Genomic DNA, 20,590 nt, shown 5'->3' on the forward strand with positions numbered 1-20,590 from the left:
CATGAGCCATTTCGTCACCGATCAACAAACACTCAACGACCTCAACCTCTTTGGCAGCCAGGGCGCCTCCATTCATGGCCTGTTCAATCGAACAGCCACGATCAAAGGCGCAGCCCTGCTGGAAGAGCTGTTGCGCTATCCCTTGGCCGATGCAGACGCCATCAACCAACGCAGCAAAGTGATCCGGCAATTCGCCACCCACAAAACCGCTTTTCCCTTCCGCGCAGAACTATTTGATGTGGCAGAACACTACCTCGCCAATACCGATGAGCGCAGTCGCCTGTCAGGCAGAGAAAAAGGATGGGGCAACCGGCTCAGCAACCTCATGGCAGAAGACAACGAATACAAGAACCTGTACAAAGGCATCACAGCCCTGCTGGAGATCGTGCAGTCGCTGCACACATGGGTCGATGGAGTAGGGAAGGAGCAGAATAACAGCCGCGAAATAGCAGCCTTGCTGGCCAGCGAAGACTGGCAGCTGGTGCTGCACCTGCCCTACAAAAAGAACATTCCCTATCAGCAGGTAGTGCAACTCGACGCCTTCCTGCGTTTTCGTCACCGCGCACAGCTACACCAATTGCTCCAATACATTTACCGGTTGGATGCATACATCGCCATTGCCGCCGTGGCCAACGAAAAACAATGGGTATTTGCCACGGCCTTGCCCGCCTCACCGCTGCGCATCGACATTGCAGACGTAAAGCATCCTGCATTGCCACAGGCCATACCAAACTCGGTCCACATCACGGCACACAACAACGTGATCTTTTTGACAGGCGCAAACATGGCTGGCAAATCGACCCTCATGAAAACCCTCGGCACCGTATTGTTCCTTGCCCATGCAGGCTTCCCCGTACCTGTTCGCGAGATGCAGTTCTCTGTGCTCGATGGCATCTACACCACCATCAACCTGCCCGACAACCTGGGCATGGGCGCCAGCCACTTTTATGCTGAAGTATTACGCGTCAAGAAAGTGGCCCGTGAGCTAAGCCGCGGCAAAAAGCTGCTCATTATTTTCGACGAGCTGTTCCGTGGCACCAACGTGAAAGATGCCTGGGAAGCCACCGTGGCCCTTACACGCGCTTTTGCGCAGAAAAAAGAAAGCGTATTCATCGTGTCCACACACATCATCGAAGCAGGCGAGGAGTTGAAGCCCCAGTGCAGCAACCTGCAATTCGTATACATGCCTACCACCATGCAGGGCGACCGGCCTGTGTACACCTATCAGTTACAGTCAGGCATCACCAGCGATCGGCACGGCATGGTCATCATCCGCAACGAAGGCCTGCTCGATATGCTGCAAAGCAGCCCATTTAAACGAACAGCACCATGAGCTTTATAGCAGACAAACAAACCACCGACGACCTGAACCTCACTGGCCGCTACAGGGCCGATTCCATCTTCAGTCTCTTCAACCGCTGCCGCCTGAGCGGTGGTGAACAGTTGTTGGAATCCATGTTCCGTACGCCCCTCACCAGCCTGGAGGCCATCAAACAGCGCGTGGCCATGCTGCAATACTTCCGGCAGCAGTCGTTACACATCCCATTTTCCAACGAACAGTTGAACAAAGCGAAAGATTATATTGAGCAAAGCGCTACCTCGCGCTACCGGCCTGTCGCAGCTTTGTTGTTGTGGAAAAAGAAGGCGATGGAAACCACTGTTAAGGACGAAGCATACAGCCAGGTGATAGCAGGCATCCGCGCCACCATCCTCCTGTTGCAGCAATTGCAGCAATGCATCCAACCGCTGGATGAGCAAGGCCCCTTCCGCGAACAGCTAACGGTAGTGAAAAAGTTACTGGCCAGCGAGGCCATCACCGGCATGCTGCAGCGCAAAGATGGAACCAGCTTATCCCTGCAGGATGCCGCCCGGTACGATCATTTGCTGAAACACACCTGTAGCGAACAGTTGGAGAAAGTCATACAGATCATTTACGAGTTGGATGTCTATACGGCCGTGGCCGCCGTGGCGCAGGAACATAGCTTCTGCTTTGCAAATCCATTGCTGCCGGACAGCAACCGGCTGCAGATCACCGGCCTGTACCATCCCCGCATCGCCGCAGGCGTTGCCGTGCCCAATGACTTGTCACTGGATGCCGTCACCAATACCTTCTTTCTTACCGGAGCCAACATGGCCGGCAAGTCCACCTTCATGAAAGCCTTCGGCATCGCCATCTATCTCGCGCACATGGGTTTTCCTGTAGCCGCCCGCAGTATGAAGTTCTCCGTTATGGAAGGCATGTATTCCTCTATCAACGTGGCCGACAACCTGGCACTTGGATACAGTCATTTCTATGCAGAAGTGCTCCGGGTGAAAAAAGTAGCTGCAGATGTCAGCAGTGGCAAAAGACTGGTCGTCATCTTCGACGAGCTTTTCAAAGGCACCAATGTAAAAGATGCCTACGATGCCACACTCGCTGTTACCCATGCCTTCACGGAGTTTCATCGTTGTTGGTTCCTCGTGTCTACCCACATCACCGAAGTAGGACAGGCGCTGCAGCAAACCAACACCCATGTACAATACGCGTACTTGCCTACCATCCTCGAAGGCGCCGTGCCCCGCTATACCTATCGCCTCACCGAAGGCATATCCAGCGACCGCCACGGCATGACCATCATAGAGAATGAAAAGATACTCGACATTATCTATAACAGCGATATCGCAAAATCCGAAACCTTGTAACCTGTAATCTGAAACTTGTAACCTGCAACATCATTTTATGCTTCCTATTCAAAATAGAATACTCTCTTTATTACTCATAGCATCTTCCGCCAGCTTCGCTCAAACCCTGCCACTCGACCCCGCGGTCAGAACGGGCAAACTATCCAATGGATTTACCTACTATATCCGTCACAATACCGAACCGAAGCATCGCGTAGTCCTTTACCTGGCCAACAAGATCGGCTCCATCCAGGAAGACGACAACCAGCGTGGCCTGGCCCACTTCATGGAGCACATGAGCTTCAACGGTACCAAACACTATCCTAAAAACCAGCTGATAGAATACCTGCAAAAGTCAGGCGTACGCTTCGGTGCCGACCTCAACGCCTACACAAGCTTCACTGAAACCGTTTACCAGTTACCCCTGCCTTCCGATGATACTTCCATCGTCAGAAATGGGTTACAGATCATGCGCGACTGGGCCGCCGATGCCACCCTCGAAACAGAAGAGATCGATAAAGAACGGGGTGTAGTGCTGGAAGAAAAACGCTTGCGCCTCGGAGCCGGGCAGCGTATGCAGGACAGCGCCTTTCCCCTGCAAATGAATCATTCCCGCTATGCAGTCCGCTTACCCATCGGTACTGAAGAAGTCCTTAAAACATTCACGCCCGCCACACTAAAAAAGTTTTACAAAGACTGGTACCGCCCCGATCAGCAGGCATTGATCGTAGTAGGAGATATCGACGTCAATGCCATCGAGCAGCAGATCAAAAAGCTGTTCGGTGACCTGAAGAATCCTGCCGTCAAACGCCCGGTACAGCAATACACCATTCCCCTCACCGGAAAAGACCAGTTCAAAATATTGACCGATCCGGAGCAGACCACTACGCAGATCAGCATTACCATCAAGCAGCCGGAGCTGGCAATGAAAACCAAAGCCGACTTCCGGGATCAGCTCATCCGCATTTTGTACAACCAGGCCCTTGCTGGCCGCTTCCGCGAATTAGCTGCTAAGTCCAATCCCCCTTTCACACAGGCTGGCGCCGGTATGCAGGGCTTCATGGGCGGACTGGACGCCTTCAGTGTAAACATTGTTCCCAAACCCGGCAGGACCGAAGAAGCATTCAATGCTGTATGGACAGAGGTCATACGCCTGCAGCAAACAGGTGTTACCACCAGTGAGTTGGAACGAGCCAAAACTTCCTGGCTCACGCGCATGGACAATGCCGTAAAAGAAAGCAGTAAAACGCCTTCCTCGGCTTACGTAAAAGAATACCTCGAATATTTCCTGCGCGGCGCAGCCGCGCCAGGCATCACCGCCGAAGCTGCCCTGACCAAAGAACTGATCGCCGGCATCACTTTACAGGACCTCAATACAGCTGTTGCCAAAGCCATCAAAGACACCGACCGCGATATCTTTATCTACGCCCCCGAAAAAGAAAGAACAACTTTGCCCGGTGAAACCACTGTCAATAGTTGGATCGCAAAAGTAAAAAGAGAGAAGCTGTCGCCCTGGAAAGACGAAGGCAGCCAGCAAACCTTGCTGTCCACCTTGCCTGTTGCCGGTAAAGTGATCAAACGCGAAAAGATGGACAGCATCGCCATGACCATCTACACCCTGAACAACGGCGTAAAAGTGTGGACGAAAGCCACCGACTTCAGAAATGAAGAAATAACCTTCACGGCATTCAGTGAAGGAGGCACATCCTTATATGGCGATGAAGTATTCCTCAGCGCCACCAATGCCGTGCAATTGATGGTTGCCAACGGCGTCAGCACGTTCACCCCCGTTCAATTAAGCAAGATGCTGACAGGTAGATCCGTGCAGGTGCAACCCTACATACAGGAAAGATATGAAGGCATCAGCGGTGGAGCCACGCCCAAAGACCTCGAAACCGCTTTACAGTTGACATACCTGTACTTTACCGCACCCCGTAAGGATACCGCCATCTTCCACAACATTATCAGCAGCAGCAAAGCCGCGATAGCCAACAGGCACAACAATCCCGAAGCCATGTTTGCCGATACGGTAAACCTTGTGCTGGGGCAATACCATTACCGCCGTCAACCTATAACGGTCAGCCGGATGGATTCCATCGATCTTGACAAAGCATATAACATCTATAAAGAACGCTTTGCCAACGCCGGCGACTTTACATTTGTATTTACTGGCAACATCGACACCGCCACCTTTATTCCACTCATAGAACGCTACCTCGGTTCCCTGCCTGCCGCCGCCAATAGAGAACAGGCAAAAGGCGCCGGCATTCCCATGCCCGAAGGAAAGATCAGCAAAACAGTGTACAAAGGCAAAGACAATAAAGCAACCATCAGGCTTTACTATAGTGGCAAATACCAGTTCAATGAAGCCAACAACACACAGCTCTCCGCATTAGGTACTATCTTGCAGTATAGGATGACCAGTAGGATACGCGAACTGGAAGGAGGCGCTTATTCCCCGCAAGCCGGTGTGTCCTACAACAAAAAGCCACAAAGCCGTTACACCTTTTCCATACAGATCACCTGTGCCTCTGGCAATGTGGAGAAACTGATAACCGCTGTCCAGGAGGAAATCGAAAAGATCAAAACCGATGGTCCCACCGCCGATGAGATCGGTAAGTTTATGGCAGAGAGAACAAGAGCAGCAGAAACACAAATAAGCACCAATGCCTACTGGAGAGGATATATAGTATATGCACTGCAGAACGACGAACCAGTCAATGGAGTACTACATCCCAACGCTTTGCTTAATACGATAACGATACAGTCCATACAGCAGGCTGCTCGTCAATACATCGATCCAGACAACTACATCCGGTTGATACTAATGCCCGAGCCATAATATTTAGACTGTTCCCCGTTACAGTTCTGAATAACAGCCCCGAGATCACATCAAGGGGCTGTTTAAAAAGATAAAGGCTACGTTTCCGTAGCCTTTTCTTGATTGTGAGTGCCATATGAAGAGAGCGTTAATATCCGTTATTGCCAAATTCCGCCGCATTGGTAATACCATCCAGGGTTGATTGAGGAATTGGCCGGATAATATGTTTACTGTTTACAAAGTTTACAGAGGCAGCGGGATTCGTTGATTGCAGGTATTCTTTTGTCAACAACCCCATACGTTTCATATCATACCAGCGCCAATGTTCGCCGGTAAGCTCCCGGCCACGTTCTTTTGCAATGAAAGCTATATCGACTTGCGCCGGCGTAATGAGCATCTCAGTCTCCCGGCTTATCAACGCAGCTCTTTTACGGAGCGTGTTGAGGTAGGTCGCCGCCTTTTGCTGATCGTTGTTTTGCAGTATAGCAGCTTCTGCCGCCACAAGATAGATATCGCCCAATCGAATGATCGGCATATCACCTTCCCAGTACTGATTCGTATACACCCACATTTTGGAAGAGAACTTCCTGAAAGCAGGGAAAATATTCGTGAGGTTAGGATCGCCCGTTGGTATTTCTGCTGCTACCTTATAATTACCGGTCACAGGGCTAAAAATATCACCCGGGTCTGCCACCAGGTATGGCATCAGCTTTTTATCCGCCTCCGGAACAATCCAGTTGGGCGCAAACACGGCCAACCCTGCATCATTGGTCATGTTCTTTTCCTCCTCCATATTCTGGGTGGCGGCAGGCCCGGTCACTGGCGCAACAGTGCTGAGAATAACTTTCCCGACTAAAGACGCATCTTTCTTATAGGTCGTCACCAAAGCGGAGGAAATAGTTTTGTCAACAGTTGCATAGAATTTATATGTAAACGTTTCTTTAAATCGTGTATCCGCTGTCGTGGCGCTGGGCTCAAAAATGTTTGTCAACAAATATTTGGTTGGCCGGAAACGCCTCGTGTTTGCACGTCCATACAAAATATTTGTTTCCGCACTTCCCCATTCAGCACCCCTGCTGCCGAGGTCGGGAAGATAATATTGCCTGGTACGCCCACGGTTAAAAGTTTCGGGATTGATAAACGTCACACCATCTACTGCCTGAATAAACAAAAACTCCGTATTGTTTTTATTACTCGCCCCTTCCCATAATTTGGTAAAACCAGATTTGCTATTGTCGCTGGTATACAGGCCACACTTGTAAGTCCCTTGGTTGTTGATCAGCTCTTCGGCGGTCTCCAGGGCGAGTCGTGCATATTCCGTTTTTTCACCAAGCCTGGTGCGTTGCAGATATACTTTTGCCAGCAAGGCATAAGCCGCCTTCTTCGTCACCCTGCCCCGCAGCGTTTGCTGATAAGGTAGATTGGCACAGGCAAACTTGAGGTCTGTAATGATCGAATCATAAAACACTTTTTCTTCCGTTCTCTTAGGTGCAGACTCTATGCCACCCGTAGCGGCAGACTTCGTCAGTAGCACAACACCGCCAAATTGCTCAACAAGATTAAAGTTCGCATAAGCCCTGATAAAATGAGCCTCCGCTACCTTGGCGTCGATCTCAGCCTGGTTAGCATATCCTGCCACTCCCTTTGAATAAATAATGGCAGTATTACAGTAATTCACAAGCGAGTAAAACGTATTCCACAAGGTCCCCAATGTACCTGTTGACGTATTCAATGTGTTATCATACACAGAAAAACCAGACTCGTTCCCGCCAATATTGATCCAGCTGTCGGTGCCGAGATCAGTTGGGCCGATGAAGTCGATTTTTCCATGCAGGAAATAAAGGTCCGTATAACAGCCGTTGATGGCGCCTTCGAGGCCGGTCTTATCCTTAAAAGCTTCATCTACACTCACAGTAGCAGGATTATATTCAGTGAGCTTCTGACACGATGTTATGCACAAAGGCAGGCAAACGATAGCTATAGCAATATTTTTGATGGTATTTTTCATACTTCAGTTTTAAAATGACAGGTTGATGCCAAATACGATCTGCTTGTACAACGGGAAAGAATCTGTTCCGCCTGTTTCCGGATCCACGTCTTTCAGCATATCGTTCTTTACAAAGATCAATGGGTTATAAGCAGTGCCATATACTCTCAACCTTGACAGACCTATTTTCTTGGCAGCCCTTTGTGGTAGGGAATAGCCGAATGTCAGGTTCTTGATTTTAAGATAAGAGGCATCTACAATAGCAAGCGCTGATGAATACGTTGAACTAAAGCCCGACCCGGGCCGTGGAAAATCATTCGTCGGATTATCCGGCATCCAATAATCATACGACTCCGGTTGCGCTACCGTATTCCAGTACCCCAATAATTGCGCATTGATCGTTTGACCATATCGCATAGTGATGAAAACGGTCAGATCGAAATTTTTGTAAGTAAAGTTGTTTTGAAAACCCAGGTAAAAATCAGGATTCTGATGCCCAAGCACCATCCTGTCGGCAGGCGAATAGACATGCACTCCTTTATCTGATACACCATTCACCATCAATGGAACAGTTGCCAGCCTGATATCACCAGCCCTGGCGCCATACAGGCGTGCTTGAGCAGTATCTGCATATTGCCAGATGCCGATCTTGTTATAGCCATAATAACTTTTAAGCGGATGACCGGGAAACAAACCTTCCGATATCAATTGCGTGGCCGCATCCTTGTTGCCCAGATTGATACCAACAAGCCTTTCTTTGGCCATCGTAAATATTAAAGTAGAGGTCCACTGAAAGGTGGGTGTGTTGATGTTCTTACTGTTGATCGCGATCTCTATGCCGTCATTCTCTGTTTCGGCAATGTTGGAAGCTTTGGTATAAGCATTCTTCGCATCGAAGCCACCCGAAGTAAAAGGCATCTTCCTGCGATATAACACCCCCTTGGTATTGGTATGATAAGCTTCCGCTGTTATATCAATCTTGTTGTCAAACAAAGACATTTCGAGCGCCAGGTTGGCCGAATAACTTTTTTCCCAGGTCAGGTCAGGGTTGGCCAATGCCTGCTTCAGCACGAATACGGGCAGCATGGCCGTACCGCCAAGAGAAAGACTGGCAGAGGTTTTGGACACTACCTCTGTTAACCCCTGGTAGGGATCGATCTTGCTGTTACCCGTTACACCATAACTCGCCCTTATTTTTAAATAGTTCAACCACGAGCTCGTGGTGGCCATGAAATTTTCATCACTGATCCTCCACGCCACGGCAACAGACGGGAAAGAAGCCCAGTGGTCAACCAGTTGAGAGGCGCCATCCCAGCGATTGGAAGCAGTCAAAAAATATTTACCCTTATAATTATAGTTGAGCCTGCCACCATAAGACATTCTGCTCGTTTCCTCATATTTTGTCGATCTGCTCGTTACGTTGGTTCCTGCACCCATATTGTAAAACAGATACTTGTCGTAATCCAGGCCGGTAACGATCAGAGAGCTTTCTTCATCCTTTGATTTGGCCATTGAAGTAAGCGCAGTAACAGAAAACTGATGATCCTCCTTAAACTTGAAATTGTAAGAAGCAAACGTTTCCCAATTGTAATTATACCCAACACCCGTTTCATACGTCCCCTGTTTGGTCACCCTGCTTTCAATAAGCATATTATAAGACCTTTCGTTCTCAAAGCCACCCGAGCGGCTGCCAGACAAGGTGACCCCGAAGTTGGAACGGATCATCAGGTTGCGTACAGGACTTATTTCCACGTAAGGATAAACATTCAGGCTCAGGCTTTTCTCCTCATCGATATACACCCCCGGAGCATAATTAGCGATCGGGCTCACCGTGGCATTGCTGGCCCCCAATGGCCGGACATTGATAGAGCCATCGGGATTGTAGGGAACACCCAACGGAACGAGGCCGTATGCCTTATTCACCCGGCTGTTGGTGCTTTCACCATTACGAACACTGACAATGTTTTGAATACCGGCTTTGATAAATTTGTTGAAATTGAAGTCAAGCCCCGACCTCGAGCTGAAGATATTTACCTGGTCATATTTATAAATCCCTTTTTCACCTGCATACCCCAGCGTGAGATAGCCTCTTAGCTTATCGTTGCCGCCCCGTAAAGAAATATAATGATTTTGTTGGGCGCCTTGCCGCAGCGTTTCATCCACCCAGTTCACCCATTGGCCCTTGTCGAGGAGACTGATCATCTCAGGCGTTAAATAGTCGATAGGTTGCGTAGGCTCGTTACCCGTAGACACCCGGTAACGGTCCTTCATATACTCGATCCACTTGTCACCATACTGAGGTCTCGGAAACGAAGCAAACCCGTTGATACCGTAATAACTGTTCACATCAACCTGCAGCTTGCCGGCAACGGCCTTTTTGGTCGTCACCATAATAACCCCATTGGCCCCCTGAACGCCATAGATGGCAGTGGCCGACGCATCCTTCAATACATCGATCGTCTCGATGTCGTATGGATTCAAATTGTTGATATCGCCAGGGATACCGTCGATAATATACAACGGCTCCTGACCGCCGTTGATCGACCTGTTGCCCCGCAGCAGCACGTCAGGACTTGTTCCGGCCTGACCACTTGTTCGTTGAATGTCCAGACCGGAAACACGTCCCTGCAGGGCCTCCATAGGACTGCTCACGGGACTGAGCGCAATATCTTTAGCTTTCACCGAAGCGATAGAACCCGTCAGGTCTTTCCGCCGGGCATAACCATACCCGATCACCACCACATCATTCAGGTTGCTGGCTGCGGCAATTTGTAGAACGATCTGCACGCTGGTTTTGCCGGCCAGTTTCACATCTTCATTTTGATAACCCGCAAAAGATACCTGGAGCACGGCCGCCGGTCGTGTAATGGTGATGGAAAAATGGCCACTGGTGTCTGAGATTACCGAGTTCGTAGTACCCTTTTCCTGGACCGTGGCGCCAGCCAGCGGCTCGCCGGTAGGGTTTTTAATGGTACCCGTTATACGGCCCGTTTGTGCCAGGGCGCCATTCACAATAATGCAAAAGGAGAATAATAATGGTAACAGTCGTTTCATATGCAGGCTTGTTTAAAATTGCCACGTACGGGCAAATAATAAACAAACCTATCCGCTAACAGAAAAAAAGCAGTACAGGATTTGGACAATTAGGTTCAAAGATTGGACAATGTCCTTAAGCTGTCACCCCGAATTGCTGTCACCCTGAGCCTGTCGAAGGGTTGTCGAAGTTCCTCAGTCGCCAGCCTCTGGCTGGTGACGGGTATTTCAAAGCCTCTGGCTTTGCAACCACGATTTTGCGAAAGGGTGGGGCGCCTTCGAAGAGCTGTATGAAAAGATAGTCATTCAACCACATTAAGCCGATAACACCTGCACCTGTCCCGACTTCAAATAATCGGAAGGAGAAACCTGGTATTTTTCTTTAAAACAGGTTGCAAAGTATTTAGGGCTGGTAAACCCTACCAGGTAGGCGACCTCTGAAACATTATTCGTATGCGTGTCCAGCAGTTGCTTTGCCTTTTGCAGACGGATATCGCGAACGAATTCCCCCGGTGCCACACCCGTCAGGCTTTTTAACTTCCGGTAAAAGGTCTTTTGGCCCATGGCCATAGCCTCTGCAATCGTTTCAATTTTAAACTGCGCATCGATCATTCTCTCTTCCACGGTCAGGATCACATTTTTGATAAAAGCTTCATCCTTGGAAGTCATCACAACCCGGTCGGCGTTCACAGAGGCGGGCCGCTTTCTTTGTACGAGCAATTCGGACAACTTCTTTCGCTGACGCAATATATTATTGATAGACGCCACCAGCAACGCATTGTTGAAAGGCTTGGTAATGTAACAGTCAGCGCCATACTTCAAACCCTCTACCTGACTTTCAATCGAGTATTTGGCGGAAAGAAGCACTACGGGGATATGACTCGTATGGATGTCGTTTTTTATTTTATCCAGCAACTGGATGCCATCCATCTCCGGCATCATAATATCACTTACAATGAGATCGGGAACCAGCGCAAGCGCTTTCTCCCATCCTTCCTTGCCATTCGAGGCCGTCTCTACCCGGAAAGATTCGCTCAGCTGCCCCCTTAGAAACAGGCATAAGTCGCTGTTATCCTCCACCAGCAACAACAGCGGAGCTTCAGAAAGCGGTCCTGCATCAACATGCGTTGATAGTTCGTTCCCGGGCAGTTCAACCGGGGCTTCAGGGCACTTGTTGGAGGCAACCATACCGGCAAATTCATGCCCCAGTTTCATGGTCACGGTCATCGTCAGGCCGCCATCCTCATTGTTGGCCGCATGGATAGCCCCTCCATGCATCATCACAAACTCTTTGCATAGAGCGAGGCCAATTCCGTTGCTTTTAAAATAGGTATCTGTCGTGTTTTCTCCCTGCTGGAACAACTCGAATATTTCCCCGATCTTCTCCATTGTAACGCCCGGACCATGGTCGCGTACAATAATGGTAAAATTATTGTCGGCCGCACAGGACTCAATGAATATCCTGATCACTTCGCCCTTCGGGGAAAACTTGATGGCGTTACTCAATAAATTATAAATGATGACATCGAGTTTCTCGATGTCTGCAAATACAAATATCTCCTTTGCTTCAGCAGAAAGCTCCAATCTGATCTGCTTGCTGTCGATGGCCTCTATAAAATGATCGCAGATCTTTTGCACAAAACCAACCACCTCTATCCTCGATATGGTAAGCCTTGCCTTTTCACTTTGTATCTTCCGCAGGTCCAGCAACTGATTGGTAAACCGGATCATCCTGTCTGCATTTCTCCGTGCTACTTCCAGGTAGGTAGCCCCTTCGGGTGATAACCGTTCTCTGTTGGCGATCACTTCGAGCGGATTGACAATCAGTGTAAGGGGAGTTCTGAGCTCATGCGAAATACCTGTAAAGAAATTAAGCTTGAGCTCCGATAACCTTTGTTCCACGATCACCTTGTTGCGCAGCTTTACCATCTTCAAGGCATGATGCCTGATGATGGCAAGAACAAGTACAATAAATACGGCATAACATAAATACGCCCACCAGGTTTTCCAGGGTGGAGGCAAAATGGTAATGTGTAGCCGTTTATAGGGCGTGGTTACATACAACTCATCATACAGACTCCTGACTTCGAGTGTGTAATCACCGGGAGGCAGGTTCGTATACGCTGCTCCCTTGAATGCCCGGTCTGCATGCCACGTAGTGTCGAAACCAATCAGGCGATAAGCAAAAGCCTGGCGGTTACCGGCACGCGGGTCTAATAACGCATAGTCGATATTGATGATATTCTCATTATACTTCAACAGCAGTTCAGACGTATAATTGATATCGGTCTTCGCTGCTGTTGTATTATCGAGCGTGTGTACATCCTGCTTATTGATCTGCAAGTTGGTAAAAACGATATTGGCGCTCACGGGCCGCATACTTGCATGGTTGGGGTCGAAGACAATATAACCATCAGAGCTGCCAAATATGAGGTTGCCATTTGTTAGCTCACGACACGCAGCCGCTTCGGAGAAATTTACCTTGGGCAAGTCGTCGTAGGAGTCATAGTTCCGGAAAATACCAGTCGCAGGGTTGAACCTCGAAAGGATATTTTCAGTAGCGATCCACAGATTCCCTGCGCTGTCACCTGTACAGCTTAACACATAATCATTCGGCAAACCATCCCTCGTTGTATAACTTTTAAATGCTAATCCCGTGATCGGATTGCCGGTAGCCAGGCAGATACCTGCACCCGCGGTCGCCAGCCACATGCCTCCTCCCGGATTGCGATAGATGAATTGGATATCACTGCTCGCCAGGCCAGTCCCCCTGTCCGGAACTCTGGAATAGCTTTTAAAGATATAAGAAGCAGTAGGAGAGTAGTCGGGATGTATGATCAGCAGCCCATCCGTGGCGCCCACCCAGATATTGCCGGCATTATCCAGGTTCATATGACGGATCTTTGCGAATCTTTCCTGGGGATAATTTTTGAAAGCGCCCGCATGATGTATAAACTGCAGGCTGTCGCTGTGTGCTGATACCATAGCCAAACCACTTCCATAAGTACCTACCCAGATACAACCAGATTTATCTTCTATAATGGAATAAATATCATTCCGGCCTTCGCCCTTGCTATTGCCCGTTGAGAAATGTGTCAGTTCATATTGCGTACATTGGCTGTCCTTAGGTGTTGCCTTAAAAAGACCATTGCCTTTAGTGCCCAGCCATACATTGTGGCGGCTATCCTCGAAAATAACATACACATTACCGAGTCCACCTGCAGGCTCATTCGTCAAAAATCCATTTACCCATTTTTCATCCTGCCGCAGGTACAGCTTCCCTCTCTTGGAAGCCAGCCATAACCTGTTCCGGTTGTCGCACAAAATACCCCTTACCTCATTATATCCATATCCTGTCCGCTGGTCAGCCAGCAATTGCTGCTTAAAATTATCTTCCTGCAAAATAACCCGGACGAGCAATCCGCCATGCATGCGCAACCACAATACTCCGGTGCTGTCATAGTAACTTCTGTCAACAGATTGAGGTAGCTGGAAGCCAGGCATATTCACCGCATCGAGAGAATATTCCATCGTTGAGCGGGCAGCATTGTAATAACCAAATCCACCCGCTTTCATATTTACCCAGATAGTCCCGCGAACGTCTTCAAAGACATTGAAATGATTGCCCATCAATTTTGTAGGGCCTGCTGCAGCTTGTGAGAAAAAGGAAAATGATGAATTGATTGGGTTGAAGCGGATCACCCCCGAGTCTTTCGGCTCGATCCACAAAGCCCCCGTTTGATCCTCGTATAGGGAATACAAACTTTCGTGACGATATTGCTTGGTAGAAAAAGTATTGTTGGTAATACTGAATGTAATAACATGTCCGTCAGCAGTTGTTCCATATACCACGGGAGCCTTGAGCGATCGTAAAATGCTGTTGATCCTGCTGTTCGTCATCTTGTAAGTGGAAAACGATTGCTGCTGCTTATTATAGATGACCATGCTTCCATCGACCGTGCTGAAATAAATATTGTTCTTGTCCTCTTCGACATCAGTTAGTTCTCTACGCGCTATCCCATCCGGAATAATATTTTTCTTTTCATATTGTCCGGAGCCCGATTGCGCAAGACAACACCACCCATCGGGTGTACCGATCCAGATACGATGATCCATGTCTTCATGAAAAACACGGATCGTTTTGGAGGGCAATTGCCGATGCTTCGGCTGATCGGTACTAAACCTGCTGATTTGCCTATTGGTCAAACTATGTTGGGGAAAACAAAAGAGCCCGTTCGTAGGAGATTTGATCCACACAAAGCCATTGCTCACAGAATAGATCTTATCGAAGCAAATGTCTTGTTTGGCATCAGTTGAAACAAGGGAGGAGACGGGAAAGTAAGCCTTTGTCTTTTTGTCGAAACGATACACGTGGTTGCGATACGTTCTGATCCACAAATAGCCGGATTCATCTTCTAAGATCTGGGCAATCCTGTAGTCGCCCTTTTGCGACATCTCTCCCTGGTTGGCCTTGTACGATACAAAGCTGCGTCCGTCAAACCGGTTGATGCCATCCCAGGTGGCAAACCACATAAACCCCTCATTGTCCTTTAAGATTTCACTGATCCTGCTGTGAGAGAGACCTTGCTCTGTTGAAAAATATTCCACCTTGCACCTTGGTTGCGCAAGCGTATTTATTGTTAGAAGGAAAATAAATACGAATAAATACAAAAAGTATTTACAAGCGTTCATAGCAGCAAATCGTCGTTATAAAAGCAGTTATTTCTGTATTCTAAATTAGTTAAGAAGCCTTCGCCTGGAAATGGCAGATTCAGGCAAAATGATGGACTATTTTACTAAGCCTGCTCCCATCATATCGACCGGAAGATGTTTCGCATGCGCACATCTTTAAGTGCTTCCAGCTACCAAATAAATCCGGAAACATTGATTTACAATACGGAGGTATACAGCCTGTCCAATCTTTAAACGTATTTGTCCGAAAAGTGAACGCCTGTCCTTGAACTAACAGGTACGTTTGAGGTAGATTAAAATTACTGCCATATGACATTAAAACGATGGTTGGGATTTCTTCCCGCACTACTTATTATGCTGCTTATGAGTCCGGATATTGCTGCCCAGAATCGGGCCATTACCGGAAAGATCATCGATAAAGAAGCCGGAACCCCCTTGGCCGGCGTATCGGTCGCCATTAAAAGCTCCAAACAAAACACGTTAACCGATGAGAAAGGAGAATTCAGGATCAACGTGGGCGATAAAGAAGATGTATTGGTCATCAGCCATGTTGGCTTTATCAGACAGGAAGTAAAGCTGGGCAACGATGCCAGCATCAATATCTTGCTCGTGAAGCAGAATGTGTCGCTCGACGATGTAGTGGTGGTCGGTTATGGAGCCAAAAAGAAGTCTGAAGTGTTGGGCGCCGTATCCACTATCAAGGCTGCCGAGATTGCAGATATTCCTGCTCCCAATATTGCCGGTGCCCTGAGAAACCGGTTGGCAGGCGTGGGCGTCAGCGCCAATTCAGGAAGACCCGGCGCGAGCATTTCAATCAATATCAGGAACGCCCGTACCAATCCATCCGGCCTCACAGGCACAGAGCCCCTGTATGTCATCGACGGAATTATTGTCGATAAAGGACAGTTCGATGCACTTGATCCCGCCTTGGTGGAAGAACTTACTATATTAAAAGACGCTACAGCCGCTATTTATGGCGCCACCGGGGCAAAAGGAGTGGTACTCATCACGACCAAACGGGGCAAGATAGGCAAGACTACCTTGACCTACAACGGATATGCGGGGTACACCGATGCGGCCAGAAAGCCCAACATGCTCTCCGCGTATGAGCACGCCCTGCTGCTCAACGAAACCTATGATGCAAAACAAAACGTGTCCGCAGCAGATTACTTTTCACAGGCCGACCTCGAATACCTGAAGACCAATCCCATTAAAAGCTGGTACGACGAAATGTGGCAGGCTTCCCTCACCCAAAGACATAATCTAAGCATGAGCGGAGGAAATGATAAGATCACCTTTTTTGCCGGAGGAAATTTCCAGAACGAAAATGCCAACTATGCCGGCATGAGCATGGACCGCTATGGGTTTCGCAGCGGCATGACGGCAACCGTAATACCCGGATTGAAGATGGATGTGAATTTTACAGTCAACCACAACATAAGGAACAGTCAAAACGGTTTCGACGAAACCGACCAGAACTTTTTTATGACATTGGTCAAGACCCCTAAGTGGGTCCCGTTGAAAATAGGAGGCAAACCGGTATTCCTCGGTTCCGGTAACGTAAGAAATCCCCTGGCCCTCACCAACTCAGGCTATTACCAGCAAGATAAAAACACGTCCTACCAGGTTAATACAGCCCTCAACTATTCCCCCGCTGCCGTAAAAGGATTAACCATCCGTTTTCAATTTGCCCAGTCGGGAGGCAATGCAGCCGGTAAAACATATTCGCCCGCATACAAACTCTATGATTTTCTCCGGGCTGGCAACAACAATTTACTCTACTCCGATCAATTGAACATCACGCCGCTGGCGCCGGACGGTGTGGCAAGTGGAGTAGGGGTGTCTGCTGTCAATGCAAGAATTACCAATCAATACTCCAGGTCATCGAGCTACCAGGGCATCCTCACCGTCAATTATGTAAAAAAGATAGGAGACCACAGCTTCAGCGCCATGGCAGGTGCCGACCGCACCAAAGGCGGCAGCCAAAGCGCCCGGTTTTATTATACCGATCAACAGATCAGTAACATCGACGAAACCTGGGCATTCAACCAAACCACCTTCGTCAACCAGGGCATTAGCGCCACTGAAAATATCAAACAGTCCTTCCTCGGCAGGTTGAGCTACGACTTCGATAAGAAATATTTCTTTGATGCCATAGCCCGCTACGATGCCTCTACACGATTTGCAGTAGACAATATTTGGGGATTTTCCTACAACGTCGGTGTGGGCTGGAATATAGGCAATGAGAACTTTTTCAGGGACAGGTTTCCGTTCATCAATGGCCTGCGATTGAAAGTCAATTATGGCGTTACAGGTGATGACCGTCCCGGCGATGTAGGCACCAGACTATGGCAGGAGAACTTCAAGGTCGATCTCGCAAACACCGGTTATATCTACGGAGAAAACCAAAACGCTTCCCTGAACCCCACCCGGTTCCCCAATCCCAACATCACCTGGGAAAAAGCCGGAACATGGAATGTAGGCATAGAAGCACAGCTGTTCAACAATAAACTGGACTTCAACCTCCAGGCATTTCACCGGTTGAACTATGATCAGTTCGATGCCTACGCTTCGCAAAGCGTACCGATGTTTGCAGGATTTACCCCTCCCGCTGTCAATTATGCGCAAACCGTAACCGATGGCCTGGAGTTGTCCATTGGCTACCGCACCAATATTGGCAGGGATATCAGGATTACTGCAGATTTCAATATCGCCCTCAACAGCAGCTACCAGAAAAAAGGATTGATGAATCCATACAGGTATTTTGAGAACACGCCGGAAGACTGGCAATATTTCGTAGGCACCAACGCCGCTATTTACAATACCAATAATTTCGGTTTGATCTCGAAAGGCCTGCTCAAAACACAGCAAGAAGTAGATGCACTATTAGCTAAATATCCCAACTACACCCTGTTTACAGTCGTGCCACAAAGAGGATGGATGTATTACGAAGACGTAAACAAAGATGGCAGGATCGATGAAAGAGATTACGTGCCCATGTTCAAACATCCCAATCCGGTTGTTACGGGCATCACGTTAGGGTTTAGCTACCGCGCATTGAGCCTGAATGCCAATATCGCTGCAAACCTTGGAGGAAAAGTATTTTACGATGACCAGGCCAAGAAAGGACCCACCAAAACAGACAACGTAGATGCGTTTTGGAAAGACCACTGGACAGTAGATAACATCAATGGCTTGTTCCCACGAACAGATGACCCCGGCCTGAGCAAGCAATCTACCTTCTGGGCGGTAAATGGTACCATGATACGCGTCAACAACCTCACCTTAAGTTATACACTCCCTCAGCAAATATTATCCTGCATAGGGATGAACAGTGCGAGGATCATGGCAACAGGAAATAACCTGTGGACCATTGTAAACCCTTTACCATATAAAGATCCATACACCTCCAGCGTATTGGACTATCCTACACTCAGAACAATATCCGTAGGTCTAAACGTAAGCTTGTAAAACTATTCAACATGAAATTCAATCACTCAAATAACAAACGATACAGAACATTGATTGCCCTGTTACTGGCAACCGCTGTATTGACAGGAAGCCTTTCAGGCTGTAAGAAAACCGATTTTATATTGCCGGATCACAATGCGATGGACGAACGGTTATGGCAGGAAGAAGGCGCTATTCAGCTTTTCCTCAATGGTACCTACAGTGTCATCATGCCCGATTATCCTTTCGAGACACAGAACTTCAGCTCCAGCAATATCCCCTGGTACTTCTGGGGATCGGATGAGAACGTACTGGCAGCAACAGGCGACGCCATATTGAAAAAGGTATATGGATTAGGGCAGACATTGTTAGCCAACGATATCAAATTGATCGGCAATAAATACCAGGGATCACAAAAGTGGGACAACAGGTATTTCGACATCGCAAGATGCAACCTGGCCCTCACGAAAATTCCGGATGCCCCCATACCGGCGCTTAGTAAAAAAAGCCTGATGGGACAGTTTTATGCATTAAGAGCGATGGGCTACTTCGATTTGATCCGTGCCTATGGTGGCGTACCCTTGCTGCTGAAGCCTGCCGACCCTGACAACCTGGATATAGGCGGTCGTGTCAATGCAGCCGGGTGCTTTAAACAAATGATCGCAGACCTCGATTCAGCGATGGTGCAGCTCGATGGAGTTCCTTACACGGATGCTGCTGACCGGGGCAAATGGACAAAATTTGCCGCTGCGGCCTACAAAGCAAAGATTTTGCTCTACTGGGCAAGCCCCCAGTTCAACCCCGTTAATGATCCCCTCCATCCCCATGATCCAACTCGTTGGGACATTGCCCTGAAAGCCAATAAAGAAGCCTATGACCTCTGTGTGGCAGCTGGTAAGAGTCTGTCGATTGCATACCCTTCTATTTTCTTGATAGAAGGAACGGCCAACCCCGAAGCGATCATTGTGCGGTCATACTCGAAGACCTGGGAAAAGAGATACAATAATGTAGAGTCGAAATCGAGACCACCAGGCGCCACCACCGGAGGTGGAGGCTATGACGGCTACGTACCTACCAACCAGATGTTGAACGCCTACACAATGAACGACGGTACTCCGATCACGGGCAACCCGGCATATGATGCGGTGTTTTACTGGAAAAACAGGGATCCGCGCTTTGATGCCACTATTGCTTACAATGGCAGCACATGGAAGCTCAACGGGAAATTAGGTACGAAGCAATGGACATATAAAAATGAGATCGAAGGGAGCAATAAACCATTTTATTGCAAACGCTTCTCCGACATTACGCTCGCGCCCGGCTCTGTCGGTATCGCCAACGACAAAGGCGGCAATGGACTCGATTGGATCGAATTACGCTTTGCAGAAGTCCTCATGAACTATGCAGAGTGCTTGAATGAGACCGGTGACCTGACTGCAGCAAAGAACCTCGTAAGGCAGATACGTGTAAGAGCAGGTATCCTGCCCGGCGCTGCAGGCAACGATTATGGTTTGGCTGCAGCCATCACGAAAGAGCAGATGCGTGACCTGATGCTCAACGAGCGAATGGTAGAGTTTGCTTTCGAGGGCAAAAGAGCCCATGATCTTCGCAGAACAAGGCGGCTTCATTTACTGTCGGGACAATTTATTTCAGCACCTGTGGTGGAATTGAATGAACCTTCCGGGGTGCGGGTGAAGAAAGATCACTTGGAGGGCATCGATCCCAACACGGGTCTTCGGAGAAGAGATACCCTGGATATGAATAATAAAACTACCTACCTGTTTTACTTCAAACCGCAGGCGTCTATTATCGGAAACGTTACCAATGCGATCAGCATTTCTGAAACGATCTATTTCTATGGTATACATAGTGGGTTCCTGCAATCTTCCCCGTTGATAGATCAGACATTAGGATGGGAATATGGAACATTTGATCCGTTAAAATAA

The 20,590-nt window shown here is 48.5% G+C and carries 8 protein-coding genes; 5 read left to right on the forward strand and 3 right to left on the reverse strand.

Annotated elements, in window-relative coordinates:
* Position 1 precedes the first annotated feature (1 nt).
* From AC5JBY_RS15380 to AC5JBY_RS15390, 3 genes are read left to right on the forward strand one after another with little or no spacing between them, the layout of a single operon-like run.
* Positions 2-1,333, forward strand: coding sequence for a MutS-related protein (locus AC5JBY_RS15380; protein ID WP_495905495.1), 1,332 nt, complete (start codon positions 2-4; stop codon positions 1,331-1,333).
* Entirely contained in the window at positions 1,330-2,682 is a 1,353-nt protein-coding gene (locus AC5JBY_RS15385) for a MutS-related protein (RefSeq protein WP_495905496.1), read from the forward strand. The genes AC5JBY_RS15380 and AC5JBY_RS15385 overlap by 4 nt, the downstream gene beginning before the upstream one ends.
* 37 nt (positions 2,683-2,719) lie before the next feature.
* Entirely contained in the window at positions 2,720-5,503 is a 2,784-nt protein-coding gene (locus tag AC5JBY_RS15390) for a M16 family metallopeptidase (RefSeq protein ID WP_495905497.1), read from the forward strand.
* 127 nt (positions 5,504-5,630) lie between these two features.
* On the opposite strand, the gene AC5JBY_RS15395 is transcribed toward AC5JBY_RS15390, so the two are convergent.
* The 3 genes from AC5JBY_RS15395 to AC5JBY_RS15405 all read right to left on the reverse strand — a co-directional run bounded on the left by AC5JBY_RS15395 (position 5,631) and on the right by AC5JBY_RS15405 (position 15,110).
* Complete coding sequence (locus tag AC5JBY_RS15395; protein ID WP_495905498.1) at positions 5,631-7,490, reverse strand: RagB/SusD family nutrient uptake outer membrane protein; 1,860 nt, start codon at positions 7,488-7,490, stop codon at positions 5,631-5,633.
* 9 nt (positions 7,491-7,499) lie between these two features.
* A complete protein-coding gene (locus tag AC5JBY_RS15400; RefSeq protein ID WP_495905499.1) occupies positions 7,500-10,523 on the reverse strand; it encodes a SusC/RagA family TonB-linked outer membrane protein in 3,024 nt (1,007 codons plus the stop codon).
* Positions 10,524-10,817: 294 nt separating this feature from the next.
* Positions 10,818-15,110, reverse strand: coding sequence for a hybrid sensor histidine kinase/response regulator transcription factor (locus AC5JBY_RS15405; protein ID WP_495905500.1), 4,293 nt, complete (start codon positions 15,108-15,110; stop codon positions 10,818-10,820).
* A gap of 393 nt (positions 15,111-15,503) precedes the next feature.
* Between AC5JBY_RS15405 and AC5JBY_RS15410 the strand changes: the two genes are divergently transcribed.
* Both AC5JBY_RS15410 and AC5JBY_RS15415 read left to right on the forward strand, forming a co-directional pair.
* Entirely contained in the window at positions 15,504-18,665 is a 3,162-nt protein-coding gene (locus tag AC5JBY_RS15410; RefSeq protein ID WP_495905501.1) for a SusC/RagA family TonB-linked outer membrane protein, read from the forward strand.
* Positions 18,666-18,676: 11 nt separating this feature from the next.
* Complete coding sequence (locus AC5JBY_RS15415; RefSeq protein ID WP_495905502.1) at positions 18,677-20,590, forward strand: RagB/SusD family nutrient uptake outer membrane protein; 1,914 nt, start codon at positions 18,677-18,679, stop codon at positions 20,588-20,590.

The sequence above is a fragment of the Paraflavitalea sp. genome (assembly GCF_059502485.1).

What these genes read in the sequence shown, in the direction of transcription:
- AC5JBY_RS15380 (WP_495905495.1), top strand. Translation starts at nt 2, where the DNA reads ATGAGCCATTTCGTCACCGATCAACAAACACTCAACGACCTCAACCTC.
- AC5JBY_RS15390 (WP_495905497.1), top strand. Translation starts at nt 2,720, where the DNA reads ATGCTTCCTATTCAAAATAGAATACTCTCTTTATTACTCATAGCATCT.
- AC5JBY_RS15400 (WP_495905499.1), bottom strand. Translation starts at nt 10,523, where the DNA reads ATGAAACGACTGTTACCATTATTATTCTCCTTTTGCATTATTGTGAAT.
- AC5JBY_RS15385 (WP_495905496.1), top strand. Translation starts at nt 1,330, where the DNA reads ATGAGCTTTATAGCAGACAAACAAACCACCGACGACCTGAACCTCACT.
- AC5JBY_RS15395 (WP_495905498.1), bottom strand. Translation starts at nt 7,490, where the DNA reads ATGAAAAATACCATCAAAAATATTGCTATAGCTATCGTTTGCCTGCCT.
- AC5JBY_RS15415 (WP_495905502.1), top strand. Translation starts at nt 18,677, where the DNA reads ATGAAATTCAATCACTCAAATAACAAACGATACAGAACATTGATTGCC.
- AC5JBY_RS15410 (WP_495905501.1), top strand. Translation starts at nt 15,504, where the DNA reads ATGACATTAAAACGATGGTTGGGATTTCTTCCCGCACTACTTATTATG.